This is a genomic window from Mycobacterium sp. SMC-16 (assembly GCF_046250085.1).
In the GTDB taxonomy this organism is placed as follows: domain Bacteria; phylum Actinomycetota; class Actinomycetes; order Mycobacteriales; family Mycobacteriaceae; genus Mycobacterium; species Mycobacterium phocaicum.
Genome location: NZ_CP176427.1, coordinates 5,602,687 through 5,626,772, shown reverse-complemented (window position 1 = coordinate 5,626,772; position 24,086 = coordinate 5,602,687). Strand labels below are relative to the sequence as shown.

The following is a 24,086-nucleotide window of genomic DNA, read 5'->3' as shown; positions in this document are numbered from 1 at the left end:
CTACTCGCCCTTGAATTCCGGCGCGCGCTTCTCGAACATCGCGGTGATGCCTTCGCTCAGGTCCTTCGACGCGATGAACGCCGAGTTCCACGCCGCCACGTACCGCAGGCTGGCCGAAACCCGTTCCGTGCGTTGCTCATCCAGCACATCCTTGACACCGCGCACCGTCAGCGGCGGGTTGGCGGCGATCTCGCGGGCGGTCTCGTGCGCGGCGGCCAGCGACGCGTCGGCGTCGGCGTAGACGTCGTTGACCAGGCCGATCTTCTCGGCGCGGGCAGCGTCGAAGTCCTTGCCGGTCAAAGCCAATTCGCGCAGATGTCCGTCGTTGAGGATCAGCGGCAACCGGGCCAGTGAACCCACGTCGGCGACGATGGCGAGCTTGACCTCACGCACCGAGAACTTGGCGTCGGCGCTCGCGTAGCGGATGTCGACCGCCGAGATCAAATCGACGCCGCCGCCGATGCACCAGCCCTGGATGGAGGCGATGGTGGGGGTCCGGCAGTCGGCGACGGCGGTGATGGCCTGTTGCATGGCCCGCAGCGCGGTGTGGAAGTCGGCGCGTTCCTTGGCCAGCCCACCGGCCAGCAGCGGTGCCAGCAGGCCGCCCATGGCGGGCAGGTCCAGTCCGTAGCTGAAGTTGTTGCCCGACCCGGTGAGCACGATGGCCCGCACGTCGGGGTCGGCGTCCAGGGCGGCGAATGCCACGGGCAGTTCGGCCCAGAAGGCCGGGCCCATGGCGTTGCCCTTGCCGGGGCCGAGCAGTGTCACCTGTGCGACGTGGTCCTTGGTCTCGATAGAAAGCGATTCGAAGCTTCCCGGGGTTTCAGCCATGATCGGCAGGCTAGCCGGTCAACCTGGGCGTAGCGTCTCGTCCATGACGATTCCGTCCGATGTGATCGAGGCCGGTGAGGCCAGTCTGGACGTGCTCGAGCAGGTGTTGGCCGGTCTCGGGCCTGACGATGCGACACGGCAGACACCGTGCACCGAGTTCGATGTGGCGGCGCTCACCGATCACTTGATGAACTCGATCACCGTCATCGGCGGGATCGCCGGCGCGCAGCTGCCCGAGCGGGACGCCAGCGCCCCGATCATCGACCAGGTGAGCGCTGCGGCGCGGCCCGCACTGGCGGCGTGGCGCAGCAGGGGGCTGGAGGGCACCGTCGCGGCGGGGCCGGGTGAGATGCCCGCCGCCATGATCGCCGGCATCCTGCCGCTCGAATTCCTGGTCCATGCCTGGGACTACGCCACCGCCGTCGGCCGCGAAGTGGACGCCCCGGACGACCTGGCCGAGTACGTGCTGGGGTTGACCCGAGCGGCGATCAGCCCCGCGGCGCGCGCGGCCGTCGGGTTCGACGATCCCGTCGAGGTACCGGCCGACGCGAGTGCACTGGATCAGCTGATCGGCTTCACCGGCCGCCGCGCCACCTGACGGCGAGGTCCAGGAACAGATCGTTCTCGTCCGGCACTGTGACGGTGACGCGCACGCCCTCGCCGCCGTAGGGCCGCACCAGCAGCTTGTTGTCGGCGGCGGAGTCGACGAAGTCGACGGTGTCTTCGGGGCTCAAGGGCAGCCAGACGAAGTTGGCCTGTGAATCGGGCAGTTCGAAGCCGGCGTCGCGTAGCGCGGTGCTGACCCGGGCCCGTTCGGCCACGACGGCGTCGGTGCGGGCCAGCAGTTCGTCGGCGGCGTCCAGACAGGCGATGGCCGCGGCCTGGCTGACGCTGGTCGCCGTGAACGGCACGTACACCTTGCCCAGGGCCGTGACGATGTCCTCGTGGGCGACGGCGTAGCCGATGCGCAGTCCGGCCAGCCCGTACGCCTTGGAGAAGGTGCGCAGGACGACGACATTCGGGTGCTTGCGCACCAGCGCCAGGCTGTCCGGCAGCAGGCCGTCCCGGATGTACTCCACGTAGGCCTCGTCAAGAACGACGAGAATGTGCGGAGGGACCTTGGCGACGAACTCGGCCAGTTTCACCGGGTCGACGACCGTCGAGGTGGGGTTGTTGGGGTTGCAGACGAAGATCAGTCGCGTGCGGTCGGTGATCGCGGCCAGCATGGCGTCCAGATCATGCGTGTGATCCGCCAGCGGGACGGGCACGGGCGTCGCACCGGCGGTACGGACCTGCAGTGGGTAGATCTCGAAGCTGCGCCACGCGAACAGCACCTCATCGCCGACCGAGGCGGTGATCTGGATGAGCTGCTGACACAGGCTCACCGACCCGCAGCCGACCGAAATCTGGTTGGGCGCGAACCCGACATGGGCCGCCAGCCGTTCACGCAGCGCGGCGTAGCCGTTGTCCGGATAGCGGTTGATGTTGTCCATCGCTTTGACGATGGCTTCCCGGACGCTGGGGAGCGGTCCGTCGACCGTCTCGTTGCTGGCGATCTTGATGGCGCCGGGCACTGTGCGGCCGGGGGTGTAGGCAGGCAGGGCGTCCATTTCGGGGCGCAGACGGGCGGTCACCCGGGACAGTCTAGGTGTCTGGCGAATGTGGCCCTGGCGTCGCGCTTTGCCATTGACGGCCTTGACTGTGTACCGTATGCCCTCGGCGGTTCCGGGGTGCAAGAGTCCGGTACCCTCGGATCGTTCAGGAGGCGTGCCAGAGCGGCCGAATGGGACTCACTGCTAATGAGTTGTCCCCCTTACAGGGGACCGGAGGTTCAAATCCTCTCGCCTCCGCCACATAACTGAATAGTTGTACCCATGCGCCCGTAGCTCAACGGATAGAGCATCTGACTACGGATCAGAAGGTTAGGGGTTCGAATCCCTTCGGGCGCACAACACCTACAGGCCAGAGACTAAAGTCTCTGGCCTGTAGTCATTTTCGAATCAAATTTGTCACGGCTTTCTGCCACCGGCGGCGACGGATGGCTCCCTGGTCGTTTTGCTGTGTAGTTCCTGTGTGTGATCGTATGCTCCGGATGTGATCCGCATCGGTCTGGCCGCCACCTTGGCCCTCAGCGTCACAGGCTTCGTGACCGCCGCGCCGGCGTCAGCGGGGTGTGAAACGAACGCCCTCGGGGCGCAGTACTGCGACAGTCCAGCCCGCCCAGATGGGACGTGGGACCGGTGCGTGAACGTCGCGCCCACACCGTATTTCGGGCAGTACGGACAGATCGCTGGCGTCACCCCCGCCTATGGGAAATGCTGGCCGGTCAACCCCGCGGAGCCGTGGCCGGTGACACCGATTGGCCAACCGCAGTACCACATCTACCCGTAGGGGAATGACGGCCAAGGCTTAGACCATTCCGGCCGCGTGCGAACCCTGCCGGACCATGTTCGATCTTGTGCCTGACGACTCCACGCACTTTGGATTCGCGATGTGCGGTGCTATTACACCCGTGCCGGTGGATGCGGCACTGGCTCAGGAGTTCGCAGCCGCAAGAGGAATTGTCAATACCTGTGGATCGGCTTGTTTCAGGCGACCTCCGTTCCAGTTGATTCGGTCGGTGCCGAGTCCGCCGACGGGGTGATGTCGGTGGGTCGCTCGAGCAGTTTGCCTTTGTGGAAGATCGCGCCGGCCCGGACCAGAGCGACCAGGTGCGGTGCGTTGACGGCTCGCCAGCGGGCTTGCGCGGCGTCGATCAGCTTGTAAGCCATGGCCATTCCGGCGACGCGTGAACCCGGCCCCTTGGTCACCTTGGTCCTCAAACGTACCGTGGCAAACGTTGATTCGATCGGGTTGGTAGTGCGCAGATGGACCCAGTGCTCGGCCGGGTACTTATAGAACTCCAGCAGCACATCGGCGTCATCGACGATCTTGGCGACCGCCTTGGGGTACTTGGCGCCGTAGTCCACCTCGAACGCCTTGATCGCCACCTGCGCGTGGTCGATATCCTCGGCGTTGTAGATCTCCCGCATCGCCGCGATCGCCCCCGGATGAGCCGACTTTGGCAGGCAGGCAAGAACATTGGCCTGCTTGTGAAACCAGCACCGCTGCTCGCCGGTGGCCGGGAACACCTCACGCACGGCCTTCCAGAACCCCAGGGCCCCATCGCCGACGGCCAGCACCGGTGCGGTCATCCCGCGACGTCGGCACGACCGCAACAGATCAGCCCACGACTCGGCCGACTCCCGGTACCCGTCGGTGAGCGCGACCAGCTCCTTGCGGCCGTCAGCGCGCACACCGATCATCACCAGCAAACAGAGCTTCTCCTGCTCCAGGCGCACCTTGAGATGGATGCCGTCGACCCACAGGTAGACGTAGTCGGTGCCCGACAGATCACGGGCCTCGAAGGCCTTGGCCTCGTCCTGCCACTGCGTGGTGAGTCGGGTGATCGTCGTGGCCGACAAGCCGGCACCCGAGCCCAGGAACTGCTCCAACGCCGGACCGAAATCACTGGTCGACAAGCCATGCAGATACAGCAACGGCAACACCTCGGTCATCTGCGGCGACTTGCGCACCCACGCCGGCAGGATCGCCGAGGAAAACCGTTGCCGCTCACCAGTGTCCGGGTCAACACGTTTGTCATTGACCCGCGGCGCGGTCACACTCACCGCGCCCGCCGCGGTGAGCACCTCGCGCTCGCGGTGATAGCCATTGCGCACCACCAGCCGGTGCCCGTTCTCATCAAGCTCACCGGCATGAGCCTCGATGTAGGCGGCGACCTCAGCCCGCAACGCTGCGGCCAGCATCTGGCGGGCACCGTCGCGGACAATCTCATCGAGCAACGACCGCGACGAGCCAGCATCCTCGTTGGATGAATCCGCATCGTGAACTACCGTGAGCATGGGCGTACCTTCCCGAACCAGCGCGCCAACGCCGGCTCTTGATCAGACCTTCGACATTCAGATCATCCTCGGGAAGGTGCGCCCTTTCCTACGCCGCCTCGCCGAGGCTCATCCACAGGTTCTGATCATTGCTCCAGCCGCAAAGCGTGAGATCGACAACTCGGCTCAGGTGAAGGCACTCGCCTCACGCCTCGGACTGTGAGGTCAGTGAACCCACTTAGCGGGTAAATCTGTCGGTGGCTGTTGGTATGAATCAGTATGTTCATCCCGAGCGCTCGGCATACCGCCTGCATAATGGGGGCAGGAACGGCTCGAAACGGAGGTGTTGGAATGTCAGTCACAATTGAGCACGCCAGTGCCGCTGAGCTGCACGAACGCCTTGCCAAGGTGCTCGCTGAGATCAGCATGACCGAAGCCGAGTTGGCCGCACTCGCGGTGCGATACGTGCTCACTGCCGAGGAACTTGCAGCGTGGGACGAAGTGCGGGCGATCCGATTCCTACTTGGGAATGAGTGAACCCGATCCGCTTGAATCCCGTGTCAGGGAGTTCGCTGAGGATGTTCTATCTCGCGTTCTAATATGCCTTGAGGGTGAGCCTAAGCCAGATGAGCTGCGGATAGATGCGTCGCCGGACGGCAAGCGGTTTACGTTCTCATATCGGCAGACTTTGCACGCAACGGCTGGTGGCCCGGTTGTGGGCATGCTTCAGCTTGACTACGCACTCGGTGCGGATCGCAGCGGTAAGCATTTGGCAGTTCACGTGTCGACTTTTCAACTCCGCGACGCCCGCGGTAAGAAACCGATCGTGCGGGTCGAGTACCTACGGGATCCTCAGCGGGTGCCGTGTTCGCATATCCACGTGCACGCGGAGAGCGGGCTGTTTACTCAGTTGTTGGCAGCGACCGGTCACGATTCACCAGCAGCCGTCCAGTCGGTCCACATTCCAACCGGTGGCGACCGGTTCCGTCCGTGTGTAGAGGATTTCATCGAGTTTCTGATTTCCGAATGTCGAGTCGCCGGGCGTAGTGGCTGGCGCGAAGAGGTTGTCCGCGGGCGAGAGTTGTGGCGTGAATTGCAGACGGCCGCGGCGGTCCGTGATTGGCCTGAGGTTGCTATCCGAGAGTTGGAGCGGCTCGGCTTGACGGTCACCGGAGAGTTGGTGGGGGAGCGACCGTCTGCGCGATATCGGTTCTGAGCACCGTAGTTGCTGTTGCGACCCGCGCGGTTCGCCGCGTACCCGTCCATGCTTACTTGCCTTAGTCATTCGCGTAATCGGTTGTGTTGCAACTGCTTAACGAATCGTCGCGGTGCGGGCGTGCAGTGTGCAGGCCCGCGAAGTTAGGGCGGTCGAAATCCTCGGGCCTGGGTTCTGGCTTGGGATCAGCTTGTATTCCGAGCCAAGTTCCCGTCGGGGGCTTTCCGGAAAGTGGCATCGAGCAGTCGGTCGCCGACCTGGAAAGGAAGCTGAATGGTGAGTAGGTTGTGGGCACGGGAGGAAGACCTGAATATGACCGTTGACGTGCACCTCCAGCGATAAGCTCCGGCTCATGTCGCCAAGGGCCTCGTCCGCGGAGAGCCTGGCGCGTCGTCGACGCGTGCTCATCGTGGCGGCCCGGATCGGTGCGGTGGTTGCCGCGTTCCTCGGTGCGCTATCCGTGCTGGCCGGCGGGACCGGTGTCTGGATCGGGGCTCTGGCGATCCTGACCGCCCCCGTCTATCTCCTGGTGGTCCCCAGGCTGTACCGCTTCGGTGAGCTCCACGCACCGGTGACCTTCATCGGTGTCGCGTACTTCGTGACCACGCTGGTGACTTCTTACGTGGGGCGGGGTTCGGGCCAGCAGTTGTACTTCCTCGTTGTCGCATCCCTGGTGGTGGTGATCCTCGGAATCGAGCACATCGTGCTGGCGTCAGCGATCGCCGCAGTGGGCGCAGGCATCATCATCGCACTGCAGTTCCTGGTACCGGCCGACACCGGCGTGCAGCCAATGTGGGCCACGGACGTTGGATTTGTGACATCGGTGATTTCGTCGTGGGTGCTCGTGGTGGCGACCATCTGGTACGCGATGCGCGAAATCGACCGTGCGGAAGCAGCATTGGCGGCTGAATACAGCCGCTCCGAGTCGCTCCTGGCCAACATCCTGCCGGCGAAGGTCGCGCAGCGGCTGAAGGATCCGCACCGCGACGTCATCGCCGACCGGTACGACGACGCCTCGGTGCTGTTCGCCGATATCGCCGGATTCACCCAGCGCGCAAGCGATTCCACGCCCACCGAGTTGGTCAGGTTTCTGGACGGTCTCTACACCGACCTGGACACTCTGGTGGACCGCCATGGTCTGGAGAAAATCAAGACCAGCGGTGACTCCTACATGGTCGTCAGCGGCGTGCCCGAGCCGCGGGCAGACCACCTCGAGGCGCTGGCAGATCTGGCGCTGGACATGGTTGAGACAGTCGCCGAGTTGACGGATCCAAAAGGACAGTCGGTGCCGTTGCGGATCGGCCTCGCCGCCGGCCCGGTGGTCGCCGGCGTCGTCGGCGCACGGAAGTTCTTCTACGACGTGTGGGGCGACGCAGTCAACGTGGCGGCGCGGATGGAGACCACCGACGTCGTTGGCCGAATCCAGGTGCCGCAGAACGTCTATGAGCGTCTCAAGGACGCCTTCGTGCTGGAGGAGCGTGGGTTGGTCGACGTCAAGGGGAAGGGTGCGATGCGTACCTGGTACCTGGTGGGGCGCCGTCAGGCGGCGGCCTGCTCCAGTTCGTCGAGCGCTTCGCGTGAGTAGACCGCCAGGCGCTGCAGGTGCGGCATGGTGTCGCGGCAGCCGACGAACCCGAGGATGACCTTGTCGGTGTAACCGACGAGGGTGATGTTCAGACCGTAGCCGTCACACAGGAACGAGACCGGCGCGATCAACTCCAACTGTGCGCCGCCCAGGTACAGCGGCTCCTTGGTCAGGACGACGTTGGACACCGTGAGGTTGAACAGCGGCGGAATCTTCGTCAGCGCACCGGTTTTCTGGCCGATGGTCAGTGGCAGCAGGCCCATCAACGTGTAGTGGTTCAACGCGTTCGGTGACATCGCGAGCAATTCCTTCTTGCCGCGCGTCGTCGCGGCGTTGATCACCGCCAGGCGCTGCAACGGGTCGGATTCCGTTGTCGCCAAAGGGCATACGAATCCTGCTGCCGCGTTCAAGGTGTCTTCGTCGCGCTCCCAGCCGACCGGCACCGAGGCGGTCAGCGTCTCGTCGGGCAGCTCGCCCTGTTCGTCGAGATAACGGCGCAGGGCCGCCCCGCAGACGGCGAGCGTGACGTCGTTGACGGTCGTCTCGGTGGCCTTGGCGACCGCCTTCAGGCGGCCCAGCTCGAGCACTTCGACCGCGAGCCGGCGCTGCGGTGTGAGGGTCGCATTGAACGGCGCGCGCGGCGTGCCGAGCGTGGCCCCCACGTGGCTGTTGTCACCGCCGATCATGCCCACCAGGCTCTTGACCAGCTCGGCCGAACCGGTGACGCCGTCGGCCGTCCGGTTCCACAGTTCGTACGCAACCGATGCGATCCGGTTGCGGTCGGGCACCTCGGCCTTCGGCCCGGCCTCGGACAGCGGCACGTAGCGGTCGGGCTCGGTGCTCAGCCACTTCTTGATGGTGTTGATGGCGCCCATGCCGTCGACCGCGCAGTGGTGGGCTTTGAAATACATGGCGAACCGTCCACCGGACAGACCTTCGATGAAGTGCGCCTCCCACAGCGGGCGACGCATGTCGAGTGGGTGGGCGTGCAAGCGCGCGACCAGCTTGCCCAGGTCGGTTTCGCTCCCCGGGTATGGCAGTGCGGACAGGCGGACGTGATAGTCCGAGTCGGGCTGGACGGAGTGCCATTCGGGGAAGATGCCGTCGACGACCTGACTGTCGAACGGGAACGGCAGGAACGACAGAGTCGAGAACGCATCGTAGAGGCCGCGGACGTAGTCGGGGCCGGCGCCGTCGGGCAATCGGAACGTCAGCAGGGCACCGATGTGCATGGGTGTCCGGTCGGACTCCATCCGGTAGAACATCGTGTCGACAGCACTCAGCAATCGCATGGCAGCACTATGGCAGGCGGTGCAGCTGGAACGCGGCGAAATCCACGAGCAAGTCCACGCCCGACGCGAATTCTTGGTCGCGGTCGAACCGGGCGAGATATGGCGCGGAGGCGGTTATCTCGGGTAGCTCGGACCGCTCGAGTTCGGCTTGTCGCTGGACGATGCCCGCGGCGTCGTTACTGCCGAATGTGGGCCCCGCGGATACCTCGCGCAGCAGCATCCCGACCAATGCGGCGAGTAGTACGCGCAGAAGATGCACTGCCTGCTCGGGGGTGGCTGCCGCCCGGCGGAGCACCGACAGCACAGCCTCGGTCGGCGCGAGCCCGGGCAGTGTCGAAATCTGGCGGGTCAGTACCAGGGGTGCTGCCTCCGGGTGGGCAAGAGTCACGCGCCGGAACTCATGGGCCAGGGCCTTGAGATCCGTCCGCAGGTCGCCCGTCGGCTCTGGCGTTTGGAGTTGCCCGAGCAGATGCTCGGCGACGGCGTCGAGCAGGTCGTCCTTGTCGGCGACGTGGTGGTACAGGCTTTTCGCGTCGACGCCGAGCAGCCGGCTGACCGACCGCATGCTCAGCGCGGCGATGCCGTCCCGGTCGATCACCGTGAGCGCTGCTTCGCGGATTGCCGACCGGGTCAGTTGCGCCTCTGCCTTCGGCGGCCGCCCACGGCGAGGGGATGGGGCAGCGGCGTTCATGACGCCCATTCTGGTCCAGACAGTTGCAAATTTCCACACCGTGGGATTAACTGTGGTCATAATCCCACGGTGTGGAAATATTTGACAGGAGCTCTCATGACGCATCGGTTCGCCATTCCGTCTGCTGAGGTGCTGCAGGCCCGCGAAAAACTCGTCCTCGACCACTTCCATGACGAGGTGCGTCAGGACTGGGACGACGTACTCGCGACGTTCCCGCACCCGCACTACGAGATCATCCCGACACTGACGGTTCACGACGGCGACGCCGATGTCCGCAGCTACTACCACGACACCCGCGTCGCGTTTCCCGATCAGGACCACGAGATCATCGCGCTGCGGCACAGCGCCGACGCCGTCATCGTCGAATTCTGGTTATTGGGAACGCATTTGGGTCCGCTCGGCGGCATCCCGGCCACCGGCTCGCGCCACCGCACCCGCATGACGGCGTACTTCGTGTTCGACGAGGGTGAGAACCTGGTCGCCGAACGCATCTACTTCGACACGCTGACGATGCTGAAACAGCTTGTCGGAGGGCTCAATCTGCGGGATCCGCGAAATTGGCCCACCGTCATGCGCGGGCTGCGGGGGTTACTGGCCATGTCCAGTCAGCCCGATGCCCGGCTCATCGAGACTCCGCCGGCCGACCTGACATGAGAGTCCACCATCTCAACTGCGGCACCATGCATCCGCGGTTTGTACCCGACGGGCTCGTGTGTCACGTGCTGTTGCTCGAAACCGCGGCGGGTCTGGTGCTGGTGGACTCTGGGCTCGGGTTGCGGGACGCTGAATCGCCCGGCAGTCGGTTCGGCCCGGCGAGGTTCTACGTCCGCCCGGTGTTCGACCCGAATGAAGCCGCCATCAACCAGATTCGCCGGCTGGGCTTCGATCCCACCGATGTCCGGCACATCGTCCTGACGCACTTCGATGCCGACCACATCGGCGGCCTGGCTGATTTCCCTTGGGCGCAGGTGCATCTCACCGCTGCCGAGGCGTTCGCGGCGCTCCATCCGAAGACGCTCGTCGAGAAACAGTGGTATCTGCCGGCCGGGCATGCGCACGGCCCGGTGCTGGTCGAGCATGCACCCGCCGACGCTGAGTCGTGGCGAGGTTTCCCCGGCGCCAAGGAACTCACCGAGATCGCCGACGGCATCGTCCTGATCAATCTGCCCGGCCACACCCGTGGGCACGCCGCCGTCGCGGTCGATGCCGGCGGCCGCTGGATTCTGCATGCCGGTGACAGCTTTTATCACCACGGCCAGCTCGACGGCAGCGGCACTGCGCCGCGCACGCTGCGCCTGATGGAACGCTCCGTTGCCTTCGACTGGAAGCGGGTGCAGGCCAATCACCAACGGCTGAGCGAACTCTGGGCTTTGGGTAAACCGGATCTGTGCCTTGTCAACGCCCACGATCCGCAGATCTTCCGGCAAGCCGCCAGCGGCTAGGCCGGTTGGGCGCGGCTCGCACCCTGGGCCCACCTCGCCCGCGTATTGCTCGACGTCGGTTACCCCCGCGGCTCGCACCGCACCCCGGGTAGACGTACTGTCACCGAAGTCTTGACACACCCCTTGTTATTCGAACATCTGTTCGATACAATGTGTTATGGGAATCGCACCGGATCTCAAATCTCTTCTCGACCAGCTTCGCGGCGTGGTCATCCCCACTGATATTTCGGGGGACGACGCACTCGAGGTTGCACGGTGTGTGGTGGGGATGCGGAATGTGATCGATCACCTGACGGCGGTGACGGTTGGGGTGCTGGACCGGTTGGGGGTGGCGGCCGGGCAGGGGCGCACGCCACGGGAGTTGTTGGTGTCGTTGGGGTGTGCACCTGCGGTGGCCGAGCGGATGGTCCGGGTCGGTGGAGCCCTGCCGATGCTGCCTACACTCGCCGCGCACGCCGGCGACGGGGCGATTTCAGGTGAGCATGTCGATGCGATTGTGAAGGGCATCAACCACATTCGGGCCCGCGCACCAGGCCCGGTGGACGAGGAGTCCCAGTTCGCGCAGGTGACGGACCTGTTGGGGCAGTTCTTCTCCGGAGCCACCCCCGCCGATATCGGGAACCGCGCTCGGAAGCTGGGCAACCGGCACGCGGCCGCCGAAGGCGGGCTGCCCGCGGCAGAGGACCGGTCCATCAACACCGTGGACTATGCGGTGACCAGTGACGGGCGGGTGCGGATACGCGCCGACCTCGACGCCGAGGTCGGCGCCAAATACATCGCGGCATCCGAGGAACTGTCCGCACCCCGCCCCGAACCCGACGGCACCCCCGATGCGCGCTCGGCGGGGCGGCGCCGCGCTGATGCCCTCGATGCGGTGCTGGACATCGCGGCCCGCGGCGGGGATACCGCGTCGGCGCCTCGCACCCAACTGCTGGTGACGGTGCCCGCCGATACCCCCGACCTAGCCACGTTGGAGTTCATCGGGTCGATCAGCACCATGACCCTGGACCGGCTCACCTGCGACACCACCGTCACCACCGTGATCGTGGACGGCGAACAGGTACCCCTGGACATGGGCCGGGAGAAGCGGCTGTTCCCGCCGCATCTACGCAAGGCCTTGTATCTGCGGGATCAGTGCTGCATTAAATGCGGGGCCCCGCCGGGACGTACCCACGCCCACCACATCGTGCACTGGACTCACGACGGCGAAACATCACTGGGCAACGGGTGCCTGCTGTGCCCGGCGTGTCACGCCAATGTCCACCATGACGGCTGGGATGTGGTGATGGGACTGGACAAACATCCCTGGCTCATCCCACCGGCGACCGTCGACCCACAACGAAAACCGATACCGGCCTATAACCGCCGCACCATGCGACTCGACCAGGCTGCCTAAGGCAACTCAAACCTGTTGCGCACCTTGACAACTACACAGTGTTGGCCGACGTCAAGACGGCAGGCTTGTACGGACGGAGCGGCCGCTGCCTGACGAACGTCGGCCACCAGAACCACGGGCCCAGCAGCCGCACCAGGCACGGCACGATGAACGACCGCACCACCAGGGTGTCGAGCAGCAGGCCGATGCAGACGGTCGACCCCATCTGGCCGATGGTCCGCAGGTCACTGGAGAGCATGGCCAGCATGGTGAATGCGAACACCAGGCCAGCGGACGTCACGACGCCGCCGGTGCTGCCGAGCGCGCGGATCAAACCGGTGTTGAGTCCCGCGTGGATCTCTTCCTTGAGCCGGGCGACCAGCAGCAGGTTGTAGTCCGAGCCGACCGCCACCAGCACGATGAAGGTCAACGGCAGGATCAGCCAGTGCAGAGGTAGCCCGATCAGGTGCTGCCAGATCAGTACCGACAGTCCGAAGGCCCCGGCGTAGGAGAACGCCACGGTGCCGGGAATGACCAAGGCGGCCACCAGGGATCGGGTGATGATCATCATGATCAGGAAGATCAGCACGAAGGCGGCGATGGCCGCGATCATGAGGTCGTTCTTGGCGTACAGCTGGATGTCCTTGTTGTTGGACCCGGATCCACCGATGTAGATCTTCGATCCGGCCAGCGATGTCTCCTTCAGTGCGATCTTGATGGCATCGGGGAACTGCTCGACGTGCTCGATGCCCTCGGGTCCCATCGCGTTGCCCTCATGGGTGACGATGAAGCGCGCGGCATGGCCGTCGGGCGACATCATCAGTGCCATACCGGTTTTGATGTCGTCGTTGTCGAAGGCTTCGTGCGGGATGTAGAAGAAGTCGTCACTGCGCGCCATGTCGAAGTCGTTGCCGACGTTGATCATGTCGTCGAAGGTCTGGTCGGTGTTTCTGTTCTGGATGTCGGTGGGGCCGTAGTTGTTGACGATCAAGGCCAGCAGCGCCTGGTTGTCGGACACCGTCTGGCGCAGCAGCGACACCATCTGTGGCATCAGGCTGTCGACCACCTGCAGGGAACCGACCGCGTTGCCGATGTCGGCGGCGAGGTTGTCCACCTTGTCGATCACGTCGAACAGGGACCGGAACGACCAGCACACCGGAATGTCGAAACAGTGTGGTTCCCAATAGAAGTACGCGCGGATCGGGCGCATGAAGTCGTCGAGATTGGCGACGGCATCACGCATGTCGTTGGTGACCCGCTCCATGTCCTCCATGGTCAGCACCGTGTTGTGGAGCTCGTCGGCGAGCGTCTGCGTCAGGTCCGCAGTCTTCTTCAGCACCTCGATGCTGTGCCGGGTGATCTCGGCCTGCTTGGCGGTGTTCTCGTTGTTGTGCTGGGTGAACGGCAGCTGCTGACCGTTGCCGCTGCCTTGCGTGGTGAAAAGGTAAGGGATGGAGGCATGTTCGAGAGCCCGGCCCATGGGGCGGGTGATGCTCTGGACCATGGCCACGCCGGGCAGCCGGATCAGGGCCTTCGCCACCCGGTCCAGCGAGATGAAGTCCGCAGAATTGCGCATGTCGTGGTCGGCCTGGACCATCAGCATCTCGCTGAACAGCTTGCTCTTGGGGAAGTGCCGGTCGGCGGCTTGAAAGCCCTGATTGGCCGGGGCATCTGACGGCTGGTACGTGCGATCGTCGTAGCTGACCCGGTACGTCGGCACGAACACCGCGCCCACCGACACGACCGCGACGCTGGCGACGAGGATCGGCTTGGGCCAGCGCACCACGGCGGTGCCGATGCGCCGGTATAGCTTCGCCTTGACCGCCTGCTTCGGGTCGAAGAGCCCGAAGAGGCTGCCGACGCTGAGCAGTGCGGGCCCGATGGTCAGGGCGCCGGCGATGGTGATCAACATGCTGACCGCCACGGCGGGGCCCATGGTGTGGAAGTAGTTCAGCCGGGCGAAGGTCAGACACGCGCAGGCGCCGGCGATGGTCAGGCCGGAGCCGATGATGACGTGTGAAACCCCCTTGTACGCGGTGTAATACGCGTCCTCGCGGCTTTCGCCGTTCAATCGGGCCTCGTGATATCGGCCGATGAGGAAGATGCCGTAGTCGGTACCCGCACCGAGGGTCAGCGAGATCACCATATTGGTGGCGAACGACGACAGTGGGATGAAGCCGTAGTGCCCGAACGCGGAGATAACGCCCTTGACCGACAGCATCAGCAGGATCACGCCGAAGAATGGCACCAGCATGGTGACGACCGAGCGGTAGACCAGCAACAGCATGAAGATGATCAGGAACATCGTCGCGATGGTGATGTTGTTCAGGCTGGAGTTGGCGATTTCGACGGTGTCGGCGGCCAGCGGGGCCGCACCGCTGACGTAAACCTTCAGTCTGGCAGGCGGATTGGAGTTGTTGACGATCTTCCTGACGGCGTCGACCGAGTTGTTGGCCTCCATCTGCCCGATGTCGCCGGCGAGCCGGAGCAGCACGTAGGCCGACTTGCCGTCCAGGCTCTGCGCGCCGGCGGCGGTGATCGGCTTGCCCCAGGTGTCCATGACGTACTGCACGTGCGTGCTGTCGGCCTTGAGCGTGCGGACCAGGCCCGCGTAGTAATCGCGGTCCTGTTCGGTGAGCCCCCGGTCGGCCTCGAGCACCAACATGGTCAAGCTGGTCGAGGTGGACTCGTGAAATTCCTTGCCGATGGTCAGCATCGCCACCTGCGATGGCGCGTACGTCGGAACCATCGGACCGGCGAGCTCTTCGGCGACGCGTTCGATCTGCGGCACAAAGGTATTCGTGATGACCGCGAGCAGGGCCCAGAAGACGATGATCGGAATGGCCAGGAGGCGAACGGTTCTCGCGAAGAACGGGCGCTTCGTCGCGCTGTGGGCGGGACGAACGATCGGGGCGGTGTCGGTCTCGCTCACGCGGACTTCACCCGGCAGGCGACGTCGGCGTTGCCGCGCTCGTCGGACTGTTCATCGCGGACAACGTCATTCACCTTCATCCGGCAGCCGACGGTGCCGCCGTGCACCTGGACCGAGATGCTGCCGGAGACGACGGTGAGGGTGGTGGTCTCGGTATGGGACCACGGCAGTTCGGTGAGCTCGACCTTGTGCGGATGCCCGCTGATGTCGACATACGACAGCAGCCCGCCGGACCCGAGGCTGCCGAACACCTCGTAAGTGAGGGTCTTGGGGGTGAACTCCGGCGGCGCCTGCGGCGGGTTCACGGCAAGCACCGGTCCGGGTTCGGAGAATTCATGGACCTTGACCATGCACAGCACCCCGACGCCGATCGCGATCAGCGCTACCAGGGGCATCCACGCGCGCGCAAGGATTCTTCGGCCGGTGGAGCGCTGGCTCACTCGATCACCCCTCGATGTCAGGATCGGGTATATCAATTAGATTGATATTGAGTCGGCGTAAACCCTATCAGCCATTCGACGCTGCCGCGGTCGCGCATATTCCGGCGAGACGAATGCCGAGGTGAGGGCACTCAGCTAATTCGCAGAATCCACCAAGGTGACTGTCGACAGCCGCTTCTTCAGCTTGATGACGCGGAAGATCTGGGCGGTGATGTTGATGGACGACAGCATCGCAATAACCCCGAGAAAAGTGCGCTCCGAGGGGGTGGCGCCGTGCAATTGTTCGAGGCTGCCCAGGACGTAGAAGCAGCCCAGTGAGAACACGGTGAGCGGAATGGCGAACGTCATCAAGGTGCGCTGATTGTCGACGACCTGGGTGGCGTACTCCAGTTCATCACGGGTCATCGGCTGGCTCTTGCGTACTTTGGTGAGCACCGTCTGTTTGGCCCGAACGCCTTCTGCGATCGGTAATTGTGGTTGCTTCCGCAGTCGTTGGACGTAGAAGAACATCACGGTCGCGCCGAACAGTAGCGTCAGCAGTGCGACGTCGGCCAACTTGCCGAACAGGCGCCAGTCGGTGCCGAGGAAGTTCCAGCCCATTGTGACAGTCCTTTCCGGTTCGCGGCCACAGCTATCGGCGCGACGTTACCTCAGCTAACTGGCAAGGGGTGGTCGGTGTCAATTGCATTGAGATCGGGGTCTTGATGCGCTGCGGCTGATGACACAGACTGCGCTGATGACGCATGTGCAGACCGTCGGGGGCCCACTGCCTGTCGACCGACTCGGGGCCACGCTCATGCATGAGCACGTGTTCATCCTGGGCGACGAGATCCGGCAGAACTTCCCGGACTACCCGTCGCCGTGGGACGAGGAGACCCGCGTCGCCGACGCGATAGACCAACTGCGCCAATGCAAGTCACGCGGCGTCGACACCATAGTCGACCCGACGGTGATCGGCCTGGGTCGCTATCTGCCGCGCATTCAGCGGGTCAACGAGCAGGTCGACATCAACATCGTGGTGGCGACCGGCATCTACACGTACAACGACGTGCCGTTCCAATTTCTGCACACCGGCCCGGGCCTGCTGTTCGACACCCCCGAGCCGATGGTCGAGCTGTTCGTCCGGGATATCCGCGACGGCATCGCCGACACCGGTGTCAGAGCGGCATTCCTGAAATGCGCCATCGAACAGCAAGGGCTGACGCCAGGGGTGGAGCGCGTGATGCGCGCCGTCGGTCAGGCACACGTGCAAACGGGTGCCCCGATCACCGTGCACACCCACGCGCACAGCCAGTCCGGGCTGATCGCGCAGCAGGTGTTCGCGGAGGAAGGTGTGGACCCCACCAAGGTGGTGATCGGCCATTCCGGCGACAGCACCGATCTCGACTATCTGTGCGCGCTCGCCGACGCCGGGTCGTATCTCGGCATGGACCGGTTCGGGCTGGACATGCTGCTGCCGTTCGAGCAGCGGGTCGATACCGTGGCGGCGCTGGCCAAACGCGGCTACGCCGAGAAGATGGTGCTGGCACACGACACGTCGTGTTTCATCGACTGGTTCTCCCACGAGGGCAAGGTTGCCGCGCAACCGAACTGGAAGCTGACCCACATCAGCGACGACGTGCTACCCGCGTTGCGCGAGCGCGGTGTCACCGAAGAACAGCTCACCACCATGTTGGTCGACAACCCGCGACGTTACTTCAGCTGATGCGGCTGCTCCTGATCTCCGACACCCACGTGCCCAAGCGGGCCCGGGACATGCCGAGGCGGGTCTGGGACGAGGTGGGCCGCGTCGATGTCGTGCTGCACGCCGGCGACTGGGTGGACGTCGCCTTGCTCGACGAACTCGAGCAGCGGGCCAAGCGCCTCGTCGCGTGCTGGGGCAACAACGACGGCCCGGACCTGCGCGCCCGGCTGCCCGAGCGGGCCGACGTCACGCTCGAGGGCGTCCGGTTCACCGTCACGCACGAGACCGGCGCCTCGGCCGGGCGCGATGCCCGCATGGCCCGGCTGTATCCCGACACCGACGTATTGGTGTTCGGGCACAGCCACATTCCGTGGGACAGCACCGCGGCCACGGGCCTGCGTCTGCTCAACCCCGGGTCACCGACCGACCGGCGGCGTCAGCCGCACTGCACCTACATGACGGCCACGGTCGGTGATGGCATGTTGTCGGACGTAGTGCTGCATAAGCTCTGACCCGCGGGAAATTGACGCTAGGTTGGTCGGCATGGAGCAGAAGCCGCCCACCGATGCCATTGCCGCCGCCAACCGCGCACACACCGCGACGCTCCCGTTCGCGGACACCCGGGACTTCGAGGACGCCGACCGCGGCTTCATCGCCGCGATGGAACCGTGCGTCGTCACCGCGGCCGACGGAAGAGTGGTGTGGGACAACGACTCCTACAACTTCCTGAACGGCGACGCGCCCGACAGCGCGCACCCGAGCTTGTGGCGGCAGTCGCAACTGTGTGCCAAGCAGGGCCTGTACGAGGTGGTGCCCGGCATCTATCAAGTCCGCGGTCTGGACCTGTCGAACATCAGCTTCATCGAGGGCGACACGGGGGTCATCGTCATCGACCCGCTGATCTCCACGGAGACCGCGGCCGCGGCACTTGCGCTGTATCGCGCGCACCGCGGCGACCGCGAGGTGCGGGCCGTCATCTACACGCACAGTCACGTCGACCACTTCGGCGGGGTGCTGGGCGTGACGTCGCAGGCCGAGGTCGACGCCGGAAAGGTCGCGATCATCGCACCGGAAGGCTTCACCGAGCACGCCGTGCAGGAAAACGTCTATGCCGGAACGGCAATGGCGCGCCGCGCGGGCTACATGTACGGCGCGGCGCTCGACCGTGGTCCGCAGGGTCAGGTGGGCTGCGGGTTGGGCCAGGTCGGGTCGACGGGTGAGGTGGCATTGATCGTGCCGACCCTCGACATCAAGGTGACGGGCGAGACGCACACCATCGACGGCGTCGAGATCGAGTTCCAGATGGCGCCCGGCACCGAGGCGCCCGCCGAGATGCATTTCTATTTCCCGCAATTCCGCGCGCTGTGCATGGCCGAGAACGCCACCCACAACCTGCACAACCTGCTGACGCTGCGCGGCGCGCTGGTCCGCGACCCGCACGGCTGGGCCGGCTATCTGACCGAGGCGATCGACACCTTCTCCGGGCGCGCCGACGTGGTCTTCGCGTCGCACCACTGGCCGACGTGGGGGCAGGACAACATCGTCGAATACCTGTCGCTGCAACGCGATCTCTACGCCTATCTGCACGACCAGACGTTGCGCCAGCTCAACCAGGGCTACACCGGCATCGAGATCGCCGAGACCTTCCAGATGCCACCGGCGTTGGAGAAGGCCTGGCACACGCATGGTTACTACGGCTCGGTCAGCCACAACGTCAAGGCGGTCTACCAGCGCTACATGGGCTGGTTCGACGGCAATCCGGGTCGGCTCTGGCAGCACCCGCCGGCCGCGTTGGCGCCCCGCTATGTGGCGGCCATGGGCGGCATCGACCGCGTCGTCGAGTTGGCGCAGGCCGCGTTCGACGAGGGTGACTTCCGTTGGGCGGTAACCCTGTTGGACCACGCGATCTTCACCGACGAGCACCATGCCGCGGCCCGGACGCTGTATGCGGACACCCTGGAGCAGCTGGCCTACGGCGCCGAGAACGCCGTGTGGCGCAACTTCTTCCTGTCGGGCGCCACCGAGCTGCGCGTCGGCAACTTCGGTACCCCGACGCAGGCCAGCTCACCGACCTTGCTGGCGCAGCTCAGCCCGGAGCAGATGTTCGACACCTTCGCGATCAACATCAACGGCCCGCGGGCGTGGGACCTGAACCTGGCCATCGACGTGACGTTCCAGGATGTCGCGACCAACTACCGGTTGAGCCTGCGCAACGGCGTGCTGGTGTATCGCAAGGTCGCCGCTGACCCGGGCAGCGCGCAGGCCACCGTCACACTGGCGAACAAGTTGCGGCTCTTGGCTTTTGCCGCGGGCGACACCAGCTCGCCGGGCGTCGAGGTGACCGGTGACGCCACCGCGCTCCCGACACTGCTGAGCGTGGTCGACCGGCCCGACCCGGCGTTCAACATCATCACGCCGTAGCCGGACCGGTCGCCTGCTAGGCGGTCGGCACCCAGTTGCCGTGGAACCCGGCCGGCACGCGGTGCGGCAGCTTGATGCTCGCGACGTCCTGCAGGGTCTGGGCGTCGAGGATCGCCAGCTCGCTGCGGTCTGTCGGGGCGTCGTAGACGAAGCCCATCAGCACGCCGTCGTCTTCGGCGGCCGCCGCCGAAGACGGGTGAAAGACGAACTCGCCCAGCTCTTTCCCGGCCCCGAAGTGGCGGGTTGCGGTGTTGCCGCCGACGAAGTCGTGCTTGAGCAGCGTGTCACTGCCGCTGACGCCCTCGGCGATCATCGGTGCGTATCCGTAACGGTGGCGCTTGCCGACCAGACGCTCGTCGACGCGCGGGAATTCCTGCGGGTGGTCGTCCACGCGGTCCTCCAGTACCTTGCCGGCACTCAGGTCGATGGTCCACCGGTCCAGCGTGGGCGGCCCCTCGTTGGGGCCGATGCGGTCCGTGGCGAACATCTTCGGGTGCCGCACCACGTCCAGGACGATCGTGTTGTCGTCGGGGGAGTCGTAGGCGTTCATCGGGTGGAAGACGTAGCACGGCTCGACGTCGAACCACCGCACGTCGGCGTTCCCGCCGTCGCGGGGCATCACGCCGATGCGCGCCGGGTACTTGGGGTTCCACGAATACGGGAAGCGCCGATCACGTGGGTTGAGGTTCGGCTGCCGCGCGGTGACCGGATCGGGAATCTTGACCCGGCCGATCACCGAGGACAACAAGAGTCGCGCCGGCAGCCGCAGTGCCTTCGGTACTGCCATTTCCGCGATGGTTTTCGTATCGAAGCTCACGGGCAGGTCGTAGAAGATGACATGCCGCTCGGTGAGCGAGAAATCGTGCATCATCGGGCTGCCGTGCACTTCGATGTCGACGGTGCGTTTGGCCCGGCCATCGGCGCCGATCACCGAGTACTGCACGGTGTTGCCGCGCGTGAAGCTGTACGAAACCGCATGCAGTTCACCGGTTTCCGGATCGCGCTTGGGGTGCGCGGTGTAGCCGCCGCTGAGCGTGCCGTCGAAATCGCAGACGCCGACGGTGTCCAACTCGTCGGTCAGCTCGTAGCTCGCCCCGCCGCCCTCGACGAGCGCCAGCGTCTTGCCGGCGTGCCCGAGCACGTTGGTGTTGGCGCCGATGCCGAATGGACCGCCGTGGCCCGCGCCCTCACCGAGCGCGGCCACCGTGGACGGCCCACGCACCCAGCGATTGCGGTACCACTCCGCCTTGCCGTCGCGGAGGCGGATGCCGTGCACCATGCCGTCACCGAGGAACCAGTTGTAGAGCTCAGGATCGATTTCGCCGATCGGGTTGGGGCCGTTGCGTAGATAGCGGCCGTCCAGGTAGTCCGGGATCGTGCCGGTGACGGACAGGTCGGTCAGGGTGTACTCGTCGTGCAGTGGCGCGAACGCGCCTTCCAGGTAGCGGTTGGTCATCCCAGAACCTCCATAACGCCGTTATTGGCCGTGGTTACTGGTATAACACTGTTATGAGAGGTGTGCAAGGGTGAGCGAAGAAATCCGTCGGCAATTGATCGAGGCCGGCATCGTGATCCTCGAACGGGACGGTCTCCAGGCGCTGACGGTGCGCAAGCTCGCCGCCGAGGTCGGCACGTCGACCATGGTCGTGTACACGCACTTCGGCTCGATGACGGGTGTTGTCGATGCGCTGTCGGATGAGATCTTCGCGCGGTTCGGCGCAGCCCTGGCCGCCATCCCGGACACCGATGACCCGGTGGCGGACTTCTTCTCGATGGGCGCCGCCTACCGCCGGTTCGCGCTGAAGAATCCGCAGCACTACCAACTGATGTTCGGCACCTCGGTTCCGGCATCGTTGTCGAGCGTCCGTAGAGACCTGACGGTGACCGGACATGCGACGTCGCGCGACGCGTCGTTCCAGACGCTCTGTACGTCGGTGCGCCGGATGACCGCGGCCGGCCGCATCCGCGACGACGGCGAAGCCGCTGTCGCAGGCCGCATCTGGAGTATGTGCCACGGGGCGGTGATGCTCGAGATGGCAGGATTCTTCGGCGCCGAAGGCCATGGCCTGCGGGACATCCTCAGTCCGCTCGCCGTCGATTTCCTCGTCGGCATGGGTGACGAGCGCGAGCGCACCAATGCATCACTCGCCGCCGCAGCCGCCGTGCTGGTAGCCGGCGGTCACCTGTGAACTAGGCGAACCCGCCGTCGGCGCGCAGGATCGACCCCGTCGTGAAGCTGGACGCGTCGGACATCAAAAAGAGTGCGGCGCCGACGATTTCGCGCGGCACACCCGCGCGCTGCAGCGGCAGTGAGCGGAAGGCGTTCGACGTATCCGCGCCCCAGGCCTTGCTGATGTCGGTGAGGAACGGGCCGGCCATCAGGGTGTTGACCCGCACTGTCGGGCCGAACGCTTTCGCGAATCCCTCTGTGAGCGTGTTCAATCCGGCCTTGGCGGCAGCGTAGGGGAGCATGTAGGCGTCCGGTCGCAGTGAGCCTGACGAGCTGATGTTGATGATGGAACCGCCGCCGCCGGTCACCATGCGCTCACCGACCAGCGCCGACAATCGGAACGGCCCCTTGAAGTTCAGGTTCACCACCGCATCGAACAGCTTCTCCGGCACCGAGCCCAGCGATTCGTACAACGGCGACATCCCGGCGTTGTTCACCAGCACGTCGACCTTGCCGAATTCGTCATAAGCGGCGTCGACGAGCCCGTCCAACTCGTCCCAGCGTCCGACGTGCACCTGATATGCCAACGCGGCGCGGCCGGTCTCGGCGATGATCTCGGACGCCGTGGCCTGGCATGACTCCAGGTTGCGGCTCGCGATGATGACGTCGGCGCCGCAACGTGCTGCCGCGAAAGCCATCTCCCGGCCGAGGCCGCGGCTGCCCCCGGTGATCAGAACCACCCGGTCAGTGAGGTCGAACAGTTCGTCGGCGTACCCCATGGCGGCTCCTTCGATGCTGGGGTGGCGTGCTGGTGCCCATGTTGTCATGGCGACCGTCCCGTGGTGCGTAGTGTGCCAGCGGCATTGTTTCCCGCACGTTCACACGTCGTTACACTTATATATACGGGTATTGAATTAGCCCATAACTTGTATTGACAACTATGGCGACGTGCCGCACTGTTATGCCATGCCAAATCAACTGAGCTACGACGTCGTGGTCGTAGGAGCTGGAATCGTCGGCCTTGCGCACGCCTATCACGCTCGCCGGCGCGGACTGGCGGTCGCCGTCGTCGATCACGCCGCCGGTGTGGCCGGTGCGTCGGTGCAGAACTTCGGCCACGCGTGCATCACCGCGCAGAACGGTGTCGCGCTGGACTACGCCCGGGCCGGCCGGGCGCACTGGCTGGACCTGTCCCGGCAAGCCGGGTTCTGGTCGAAGCAGGCGGGCACCTACTGTGTGGCCCGCCACGAGGACGAACTGGCCGTCATGCGGGAATTCGTCGCCGTCCGGCCCGGTGGTGACGTGCTCCTGCTCAACCGTCAGCAGATGGTCGACCGCGTACCTGTGCGCGATCCCCGCGTCGTCGGGGGCATGTACCTGCCGAATGACCTTCAGGTCGACCCGCGGACCGCGGTGCCGTCCATCGCACGGTGGCTGGAATCGCAAGGCGTCGACTTTTATTGGCGCACAGCGGCTTCCGGCTTCGAGCCGGGCGTCGTGCATACCTCTCGCGGGTCTATACGCACCGAGACCACGTTCATCGCCGTCAACTACGACATCGACCGGCTGTTCCCCGAACTTGCTGAACGCGACGGGTTGCTCCGGTGCCGGCTGCACATGATCCGGGCCAGGCTGCCGTTGGCGTTCACGCTCCCGGCGCCGCTTTTCACCGGTTGGTCGTTGCTGCGGTACGCGGGTTTCGAGGACTTGCCCAGCGTCGATGCCGTGGCGCGGCGACTGCGGGACGAGCACCCCGACGCGGTGGACATCGACCTGCACCTGATGTTCACGCCGCAGCCCGACGGTTCGGTGCTGATCGGCGACACCCACATCCGGGAAGTCACGGCTGCGCCGTTCCAGTCTGAGCAGGGCTTCGACATCCTGCTCGACCAAACCCGAAAGCTGCTCGGCATCAACGACATCGACGTCACAGAACGTTGGCAGGGCGTCTACTGCTCGGCGCCGGAGCAGGAATTTCTCATCGAGGAACCGATGGAACGCACCCACGTCGTGACGGTCACCACCGGGATCGGCATGACCACGAGTATGGGCCTGGCAGCCGACAGCGTCGAGCGCGCACTGTCGGCCGCGGGTGTCCCGGCCACCGTCTAGAGCTATCCGAAAAC

21 protein-coding genes and 2 tRNA genes are annotated in these 24,086 nt (G+C 65.1%); 13 read left to right on the top strand and 10 right to left on the bottom strand.

All coding sequences use genetic code 11. The annotated features are described in order from the left end of the window. Positions 1-831: a crotonase/enoyl-CoA hydratase family protein gene (locus tag ACJEIK_RS27405; RefSeq protein ID WP_064859386.1), complete on the bottom strand. Its 831-nt coding sequence runs from the start codon at positions 829-831 to the stop codon at positions 1-3. 43 nt (positions 832-874) lie between these two features. Between ACJEIK_RS27405 and ACJEIK_RS27400 the strand changes: the two genes are divergently transcribed. Then, the gene (locus ACJEIK_RS27400; RefSeq protein WP_406773996.1) at positions 875-1,429 is read left to right on the top strand and encodes a TIGR03086 family metal-binding protein; all 555 of its coding nucleotides are present in this window, start codon (positions 875-877) and stop codon (positions 1,427-1,429) included. Here the strand turns inward: ACJEIK_RS27400 and ACJEIK_RS27395 are convergent. Further along, positions 1,407-2,465, bottom strand: a complete 1,059-nt coding sequence (locus tag ACJEIK_RS27395; RefSeq protein ID WP_406773997.1) for a pyridoxal phosphate-dependent aminotransferase — start codon at positions 2,463-2,465, stop codon at positions 1,407-1,409. The two genes, ACJEIK_RS27400 and ACJEIK_RS27395, sit on opposite strands and share 23 nt — an antisense overlap. Positions 2,466-2,592: 127 nt before the next feature. On the opposite strand from ACJEIK_RS27395, the gene ACJEIK_RS27390 reads away from it, so the two are divergent. Both ACJEIK_RS27390 and ACJEIK_RS27385 read left to right on the top strand, forming a co-directional pair. Continuing rightward, positions 2,593-2,684, top strand: a tRNA-Ser gene (locus tag ACJEIK_RS27390). Positions 2,685-2,707: 23 nt separating this feature from the next. Further along, a tRNA-Arg gene (locus ACJEIK_RS27385) sits at positions 2,708-2,780 on the top strand. A gap of 639 nt (positions 2,781-3,419) precedes the next feature. Here the strand turns inward: ACJEIK_RS27385 and ACJEIK_RS27380 are convergent. Continuing rightward, positions 3,420-4,733 (bottom strand): IS256 family transposase, encoded by a 1,314-nt coding sequence (locus ACJEIK_RS27380; protein ID WP_052536990.1) that lies wholly within the window; start codon positions 4,731-4,733, stop codon positions 3,420-3,422. Between the two features lie 330 nt (positions 4,734-5,063). Between ACJEIK_RS27380 and ACJEIK_RS27375 the strand changes: the two genes are divergently transcribed. Both ACJEIK_RS27375 and ACJEIK_RS27370 read left to right on the top strand, forming a co-directional pair. Then, positions 5,064-5,249: a hypothetical protein gene (locus ACJEIK_RS27375; RefSeq protein WP_135357470.1), complete on the top strand. Its 186-nt coding sequence runs from the start codon at positions 5,064-5,066 to the stop codon at positions 5,247-5,249. Between the two features lie 1,031 nt (positions 5,250-6,280). Next, positions 6,281-7,513 (top strand): adenylate/guanylate cyclase domain-containing protein, encoded by a 1,233-nt coding sequence (locus tag ACJEIK_RS27370; RefSeq protein ID WP_135357472.1) that lies wholly within the window; start codon positions 6,281-6,283, stop codon positions 7,511-7,513. Here ACJEIK_RS27370 and ACJEIK_RS27365 read toward each other — a convergent pair. Next, complete coding sequence (locus ACJEIK_RS27365) at positions 7,468-8,805, bottom strand: WS/DGAT/MGAT family O-acyltransferase (protein WP_135357473.1); 1,338 nt, start codon at positions 8,803-8,805, stop codon at positions 7,468-7,470. The two genes, ACJEIK_RS27370 and ACJEIK_RS27365, sit on opposite strands and share 46 nt — an antisense overlap. A gap of 7 nt (positions 8,806-8,812) precedes the next feature. Then, positions 8,813-9,496, bottom strand: coding sequence for a TetR/AcrR family transcriptional regulator (locus ACJEIK_RS27360; RefSeq protein WP_135357474.1), 684 nt, complete (start codon positions 9,494-9,496; stop codon positions 8,813-8,815). 96 nt (positions 9,497-9,592) lie between these two features. Here ACJEIK_RS27360 and ACJEIK_RS27355 point away from each other — a divergent pair, with 96 nt between their 5' ends. The 3 genes from ACJEIK_RS27355 (at position 9,593) to ACJEIK_RS27345 (ending at position 12,334) form a co-directional block, all read left to right on the top strand. Beyond that, positions 9,593-10,150, top strand: coding sequence for an ester cyclase (locus ACJEIK_RS27355; RefSeq protein WP_135357475.1), 558 nt, complete (start codon positions 9,593-9,595; stop codon positions 10,148-10,150). Beyond that, positions 10,147-10,938: an MBL fold metallo-hydrolase gene (locus tag ACJEIK_RS27350; RefSeq protein WP_135357476.1), complete on the top strand. Its 792-nt coding sequence runs from the start codon at positions 10,147-10,149 to the stop codon at positions 10,936-10,938. The genes ACJEIK_RS27355 and ACJEIK_RS27350 overlap by 4 nt, the downstream gene beginning before the upstream one ends. A gap of 157 nt (positions 10,939-11,095) precedes the next feature. Next, positions 11,096-12,334, top strand: a complete 1,239-nt coding sequence (locus ACJEIK_RS27345; protein WP_135357477.1) for an HNH endonuclease — start codon at positions 11,096-11,098, stop codon at positions 12,332-12,334. Positions 12,335-12,365: 31 nt separating this feature from the next. On the opposite strand, the gene ACJEIK_RS27340 is transcribed toward ACJEIK_RS27345, so the two are convergent. From ACJEIK_RS27340 to ACJEIK_RS27330, 3 genes are all read right to left on the bottom strand, one after another. Further along, positions 12,366-15,221: an RND family transporter gene (locus ACJEIK_RS27340; protein WP_409431770.1), complete on the bottom strand. Its 2,856-nt coding sequence runs from the start codon at positions 15,219-15,221 to the stop codon at positions 12,366-12,368. A 20-nt stretch (positions 15,222-15,241) separates the two neighbouring features. Then, entirely contained in the window at positions 15,242-15,640 is a 399-nt protein-coding gene (locus ACJEIK_RS27335) for an MmpS family transport accessory protein (RefSeq protein WP_061005004.1), read from the bottom strand. A gap of 180 nt (positions 15,641-15,820) precedes the next feature. Beyond that, positions 15,821-16,285 carry a hypothetical protein gene (locus ACJEIK_RS27330; protein WP_061005002.1) on the bottom strand — a complete coding sequence of 155 codons (465 nt, stop codon included), beginning with the start codon at positions 16,283-16,285 and terminating at the stop codon, positions 15,821-15,823. 136 nt (positions 16,286-16,421) lie between these two features. Here ACJEIK_RS27330 and ACJEIK_RS27325 point away from each other — a divergent pair, with 136 nt between their 5' ends. The 3 genes from ACJEIK_RS27325 to ACJEIK_RS27315 are packed head-to-tail and all read left to right on the top strand — an operon-like array spanning position 16,422 to position 19,790. Further along, the gene (locus ACJEIK_RS27325; protein ID WP_061005075.1) at positions 16,422-17,390 is read left to right on the top strand and encodes a phosphotriesterase; all 969 of its coding nucleotides are present in this window, start codon (positions 16,422-16,424) and stop codon (positions 17,388-17,390) included. Then, entirely contained in the window at positions 17,390-17,881 is a 492-nt protein-coding gene (locus ACJEIK_RS27320) for a metallophosphoesterase family protein (RefSeq protein WP_409430650.1), read from the top strand. Before ACJEIK_RS27325 ends, ACJEIK_RS27320 begins: the two co-directional genes overlap by 1 nt. Positions 17,882-17,912: 31 nt before the next feature. Next, complete coding sequence (locus ACJEIK_RS27315) at positions 17,913-19,790, top strand: alkyl/aryl-sulfatase (protein WP_406783995.1); 1,878 nt, start codon at positions 17,913-17,915, stop codon at positions 19,788-19,790. Positions 19,791-19,806: 16 nt separating this feature from the next. On the opposite strand, the gene ACJEIK_RS27310 is transcribed toward ACJEIK_RS27315, so the two are convergent. After that, entirely contained in the window at positions 19,807-21,246 is a 1,440-nt protein-coding gene (locus tag ACJEIK_RS27310; protein WP_406783996.1) for a carotenoid oxygenase family protein, read from the bottom strand. A 70-nt stretch (positions 21,247-21,316) separates the two neighbouring features. Here ACJEIK_RS27310 and ACJEIK_RS27305 point away from each other — a divergent pair, with 70 nt between their 5' ends. Further along, positions 21,317-21,979: a TetR/AcrR family transcriptional regulator gene (locus ACJEIK_RS27305; protein ID WP_409430649.1), complete on the top strand. Its 663-nt coding sequence runs from the start codon at positions 21,317-21,319 to the stop codon at positions 21,977-21,979. Between the two features lies 1 nt (position 21,980). Here ACJEIK_RS27305 and ACJEIK_RS27300 read toward each other — a convergent pair whose 3' ends face one another. Further along, the gene (locus tag ACJEIK_RS27300) at positions 21,981-22,739 is read right to left on the bottom strand and encodes an SDR family NAD(P)-dependent oxidoreductase (protein WP_409430648.1); all 759 of its coding nucleotides are present in this window, start codon (positions 22,737-22,739) and stop codon (positions 21,981-21,983) included. Between the two features lie 187 nt (positions 22,740-22,926). Here ACJEIK_RS27300 and ACJEIK_RS27295 point away from each other — a divergent pair, with 187 nt between their 5' ends. Then, on the top strand, positions 22,927-24,072 hold the full coding sequence (locus ACJEIK_RS27295) for a TIGR03364 family FAD-dependent oxidoreductase (protein ID WP_409430647.1): 1,146 nt from the start codon (positions 22,927-22,929) through the stop codon (positions 24,070-24,072). Positions 24,073-24,086: the final 14 nt, after the last annotated feature.

What these genes read in the sequence shown, in the direction of transcription:
- ACJEIK_RS27405 (WP_064859386.1), bottom strand. Translation starts at nt 831, where the DNA reads ATGGCTGAAACCCCGGGAAGCTTCGAATCGCTTTCTATCGAGACCAAG.
- ACJEIK_RS27400 (WP_406773996.1), top strand. Translation starts at nt 875, where the DNA reads ATGACGATTCCGTCCGATGTGATCGAGGCCGGTGAGGCCAGTCTGGAC.
- ACJEIK_RS27380 (WP_052536990.1), bottom strand. Translation starts at nt 4,733, where the DNA reads ATGCTCACGGTAGTTCACGATGCGGATTCATCCAACGAGGATGCTGGC.
- ACJEIK_RS27375 (WP_135357470.1), top strand. Translation starts at nt 5,064, where the DNA reads ATGTCAGTCACAATTGAGCACGCCAGTGCCGCTGAGCTGCACGAACGC.
- ACJEIK_RS27370 (WP_135357472.1), top strand. Translation starts at nt 6,281, where the DNA reads ATGTCGCCAAGGGCCTCGTCCGCGGAGAGCCTGGCGCGTCGTCGACGC.
- ACJEIK_RS27365 (WP_135357473.1), bottom strand. Translation starts at nt 8,805, where the DNA reads ATGCGATTGCTGAGTGCTGTCGACACGATGTTCTACCGGATGGAGTCC.
- ACJEIK_RS27360 (WP_135357474.1), bottom strand. Translation starts at nt 9,496, where the DNA reads ATGAACGCCGCTGCCCCATCCCCTCGCCGTGGGCGGCCGCCGAAGGCA.
- ACJEIK_RS27355 (WP_135357475.1), top strand. Translation starts at nt 9,593, where the DNA reads ATGACGCATCGGTTCGCCATTCCGTCTGCTGAGGTGCTGCAGGCCCGC.
- ACJEIK_RS27350 (WP_135357476.1), top strand. Translation starts at nt 10,147, where the DNA reads ATGAGAGTCCACCATCTCAACTGCGGCACCATGCATCCGCGGTTTGTA.
- ACJEIK_RS27345 (WP_135357477.1), top strand. Translation starts at nt 11,096, where the DNA reads ATGGGAATCGCACCGGATCTCAAATCTCTTCTCGACCAGCTTCGCGGC.
- ACJEIK_RS27335 (WP_061005004.1), bottom strand. Translation starts at nt 15,640, where the DNA reads ATGCCCCTGGTAGCGCTGATCGCGATCGGCGTCGGGGTGCTGTGCATG.
- ACJEIK_RS27330 (WP_061005002.1), bottom strand. Translation starts at nt 16,285, where the DNA reads ATGGGCTGGAACTTCCTCGGCACCGACTGGCGCCTGTTCGGCAAGTTG.
- ACJEIK_RS27325 (WP_061005075.1), top strand. Translation starts at nt 16,422, where the DNA reads ATGACGCATGTGCAGACCGTCGGGGGCCCACTGCCTGTCGACCGACTC.
- ACJEIK_RS27320 (WP_409430650.1), top strand. Translation starts at nt 17,390, where the DNA reads ATGCGGCTGCTCCTGATCTCCGACACCCACGTGCCCAAGCGGGCCCGG.
- ACJEIK_RS27315 (WP_406783995.1), top strand. Translation starts at nt 17,913, where the DNA reads ATGGAGCAGAAGCCGCCCACCGATGCCATTGCCGCCGCCAACCGCGCA.
- ACJEIK_RS27310 (WP_406783996.1), bottom strand. Translation starts at nt 21,246, where the DNA reads ATGACCAACCGCTACCTGGAAGGCGCGTTCGCGCCACTGCACGACGAG.
- ACJEIK_RS27300 (WP_409430648.1), bottom strand. Translation starts at nt 22,739, where the DNA reads ATGGGGTACGCCGACGAACTGTTCGACCTCACTGACCGGGTGGTTCTG.
- ACJEIK_RS27295 (WP_409430647.1), top strand. Translation starts at nt 22,927, where the DNA reads ATGCCAAATCAACTGAGCTACGACGTCGTGGTCGTAGGAGCTGGAATC.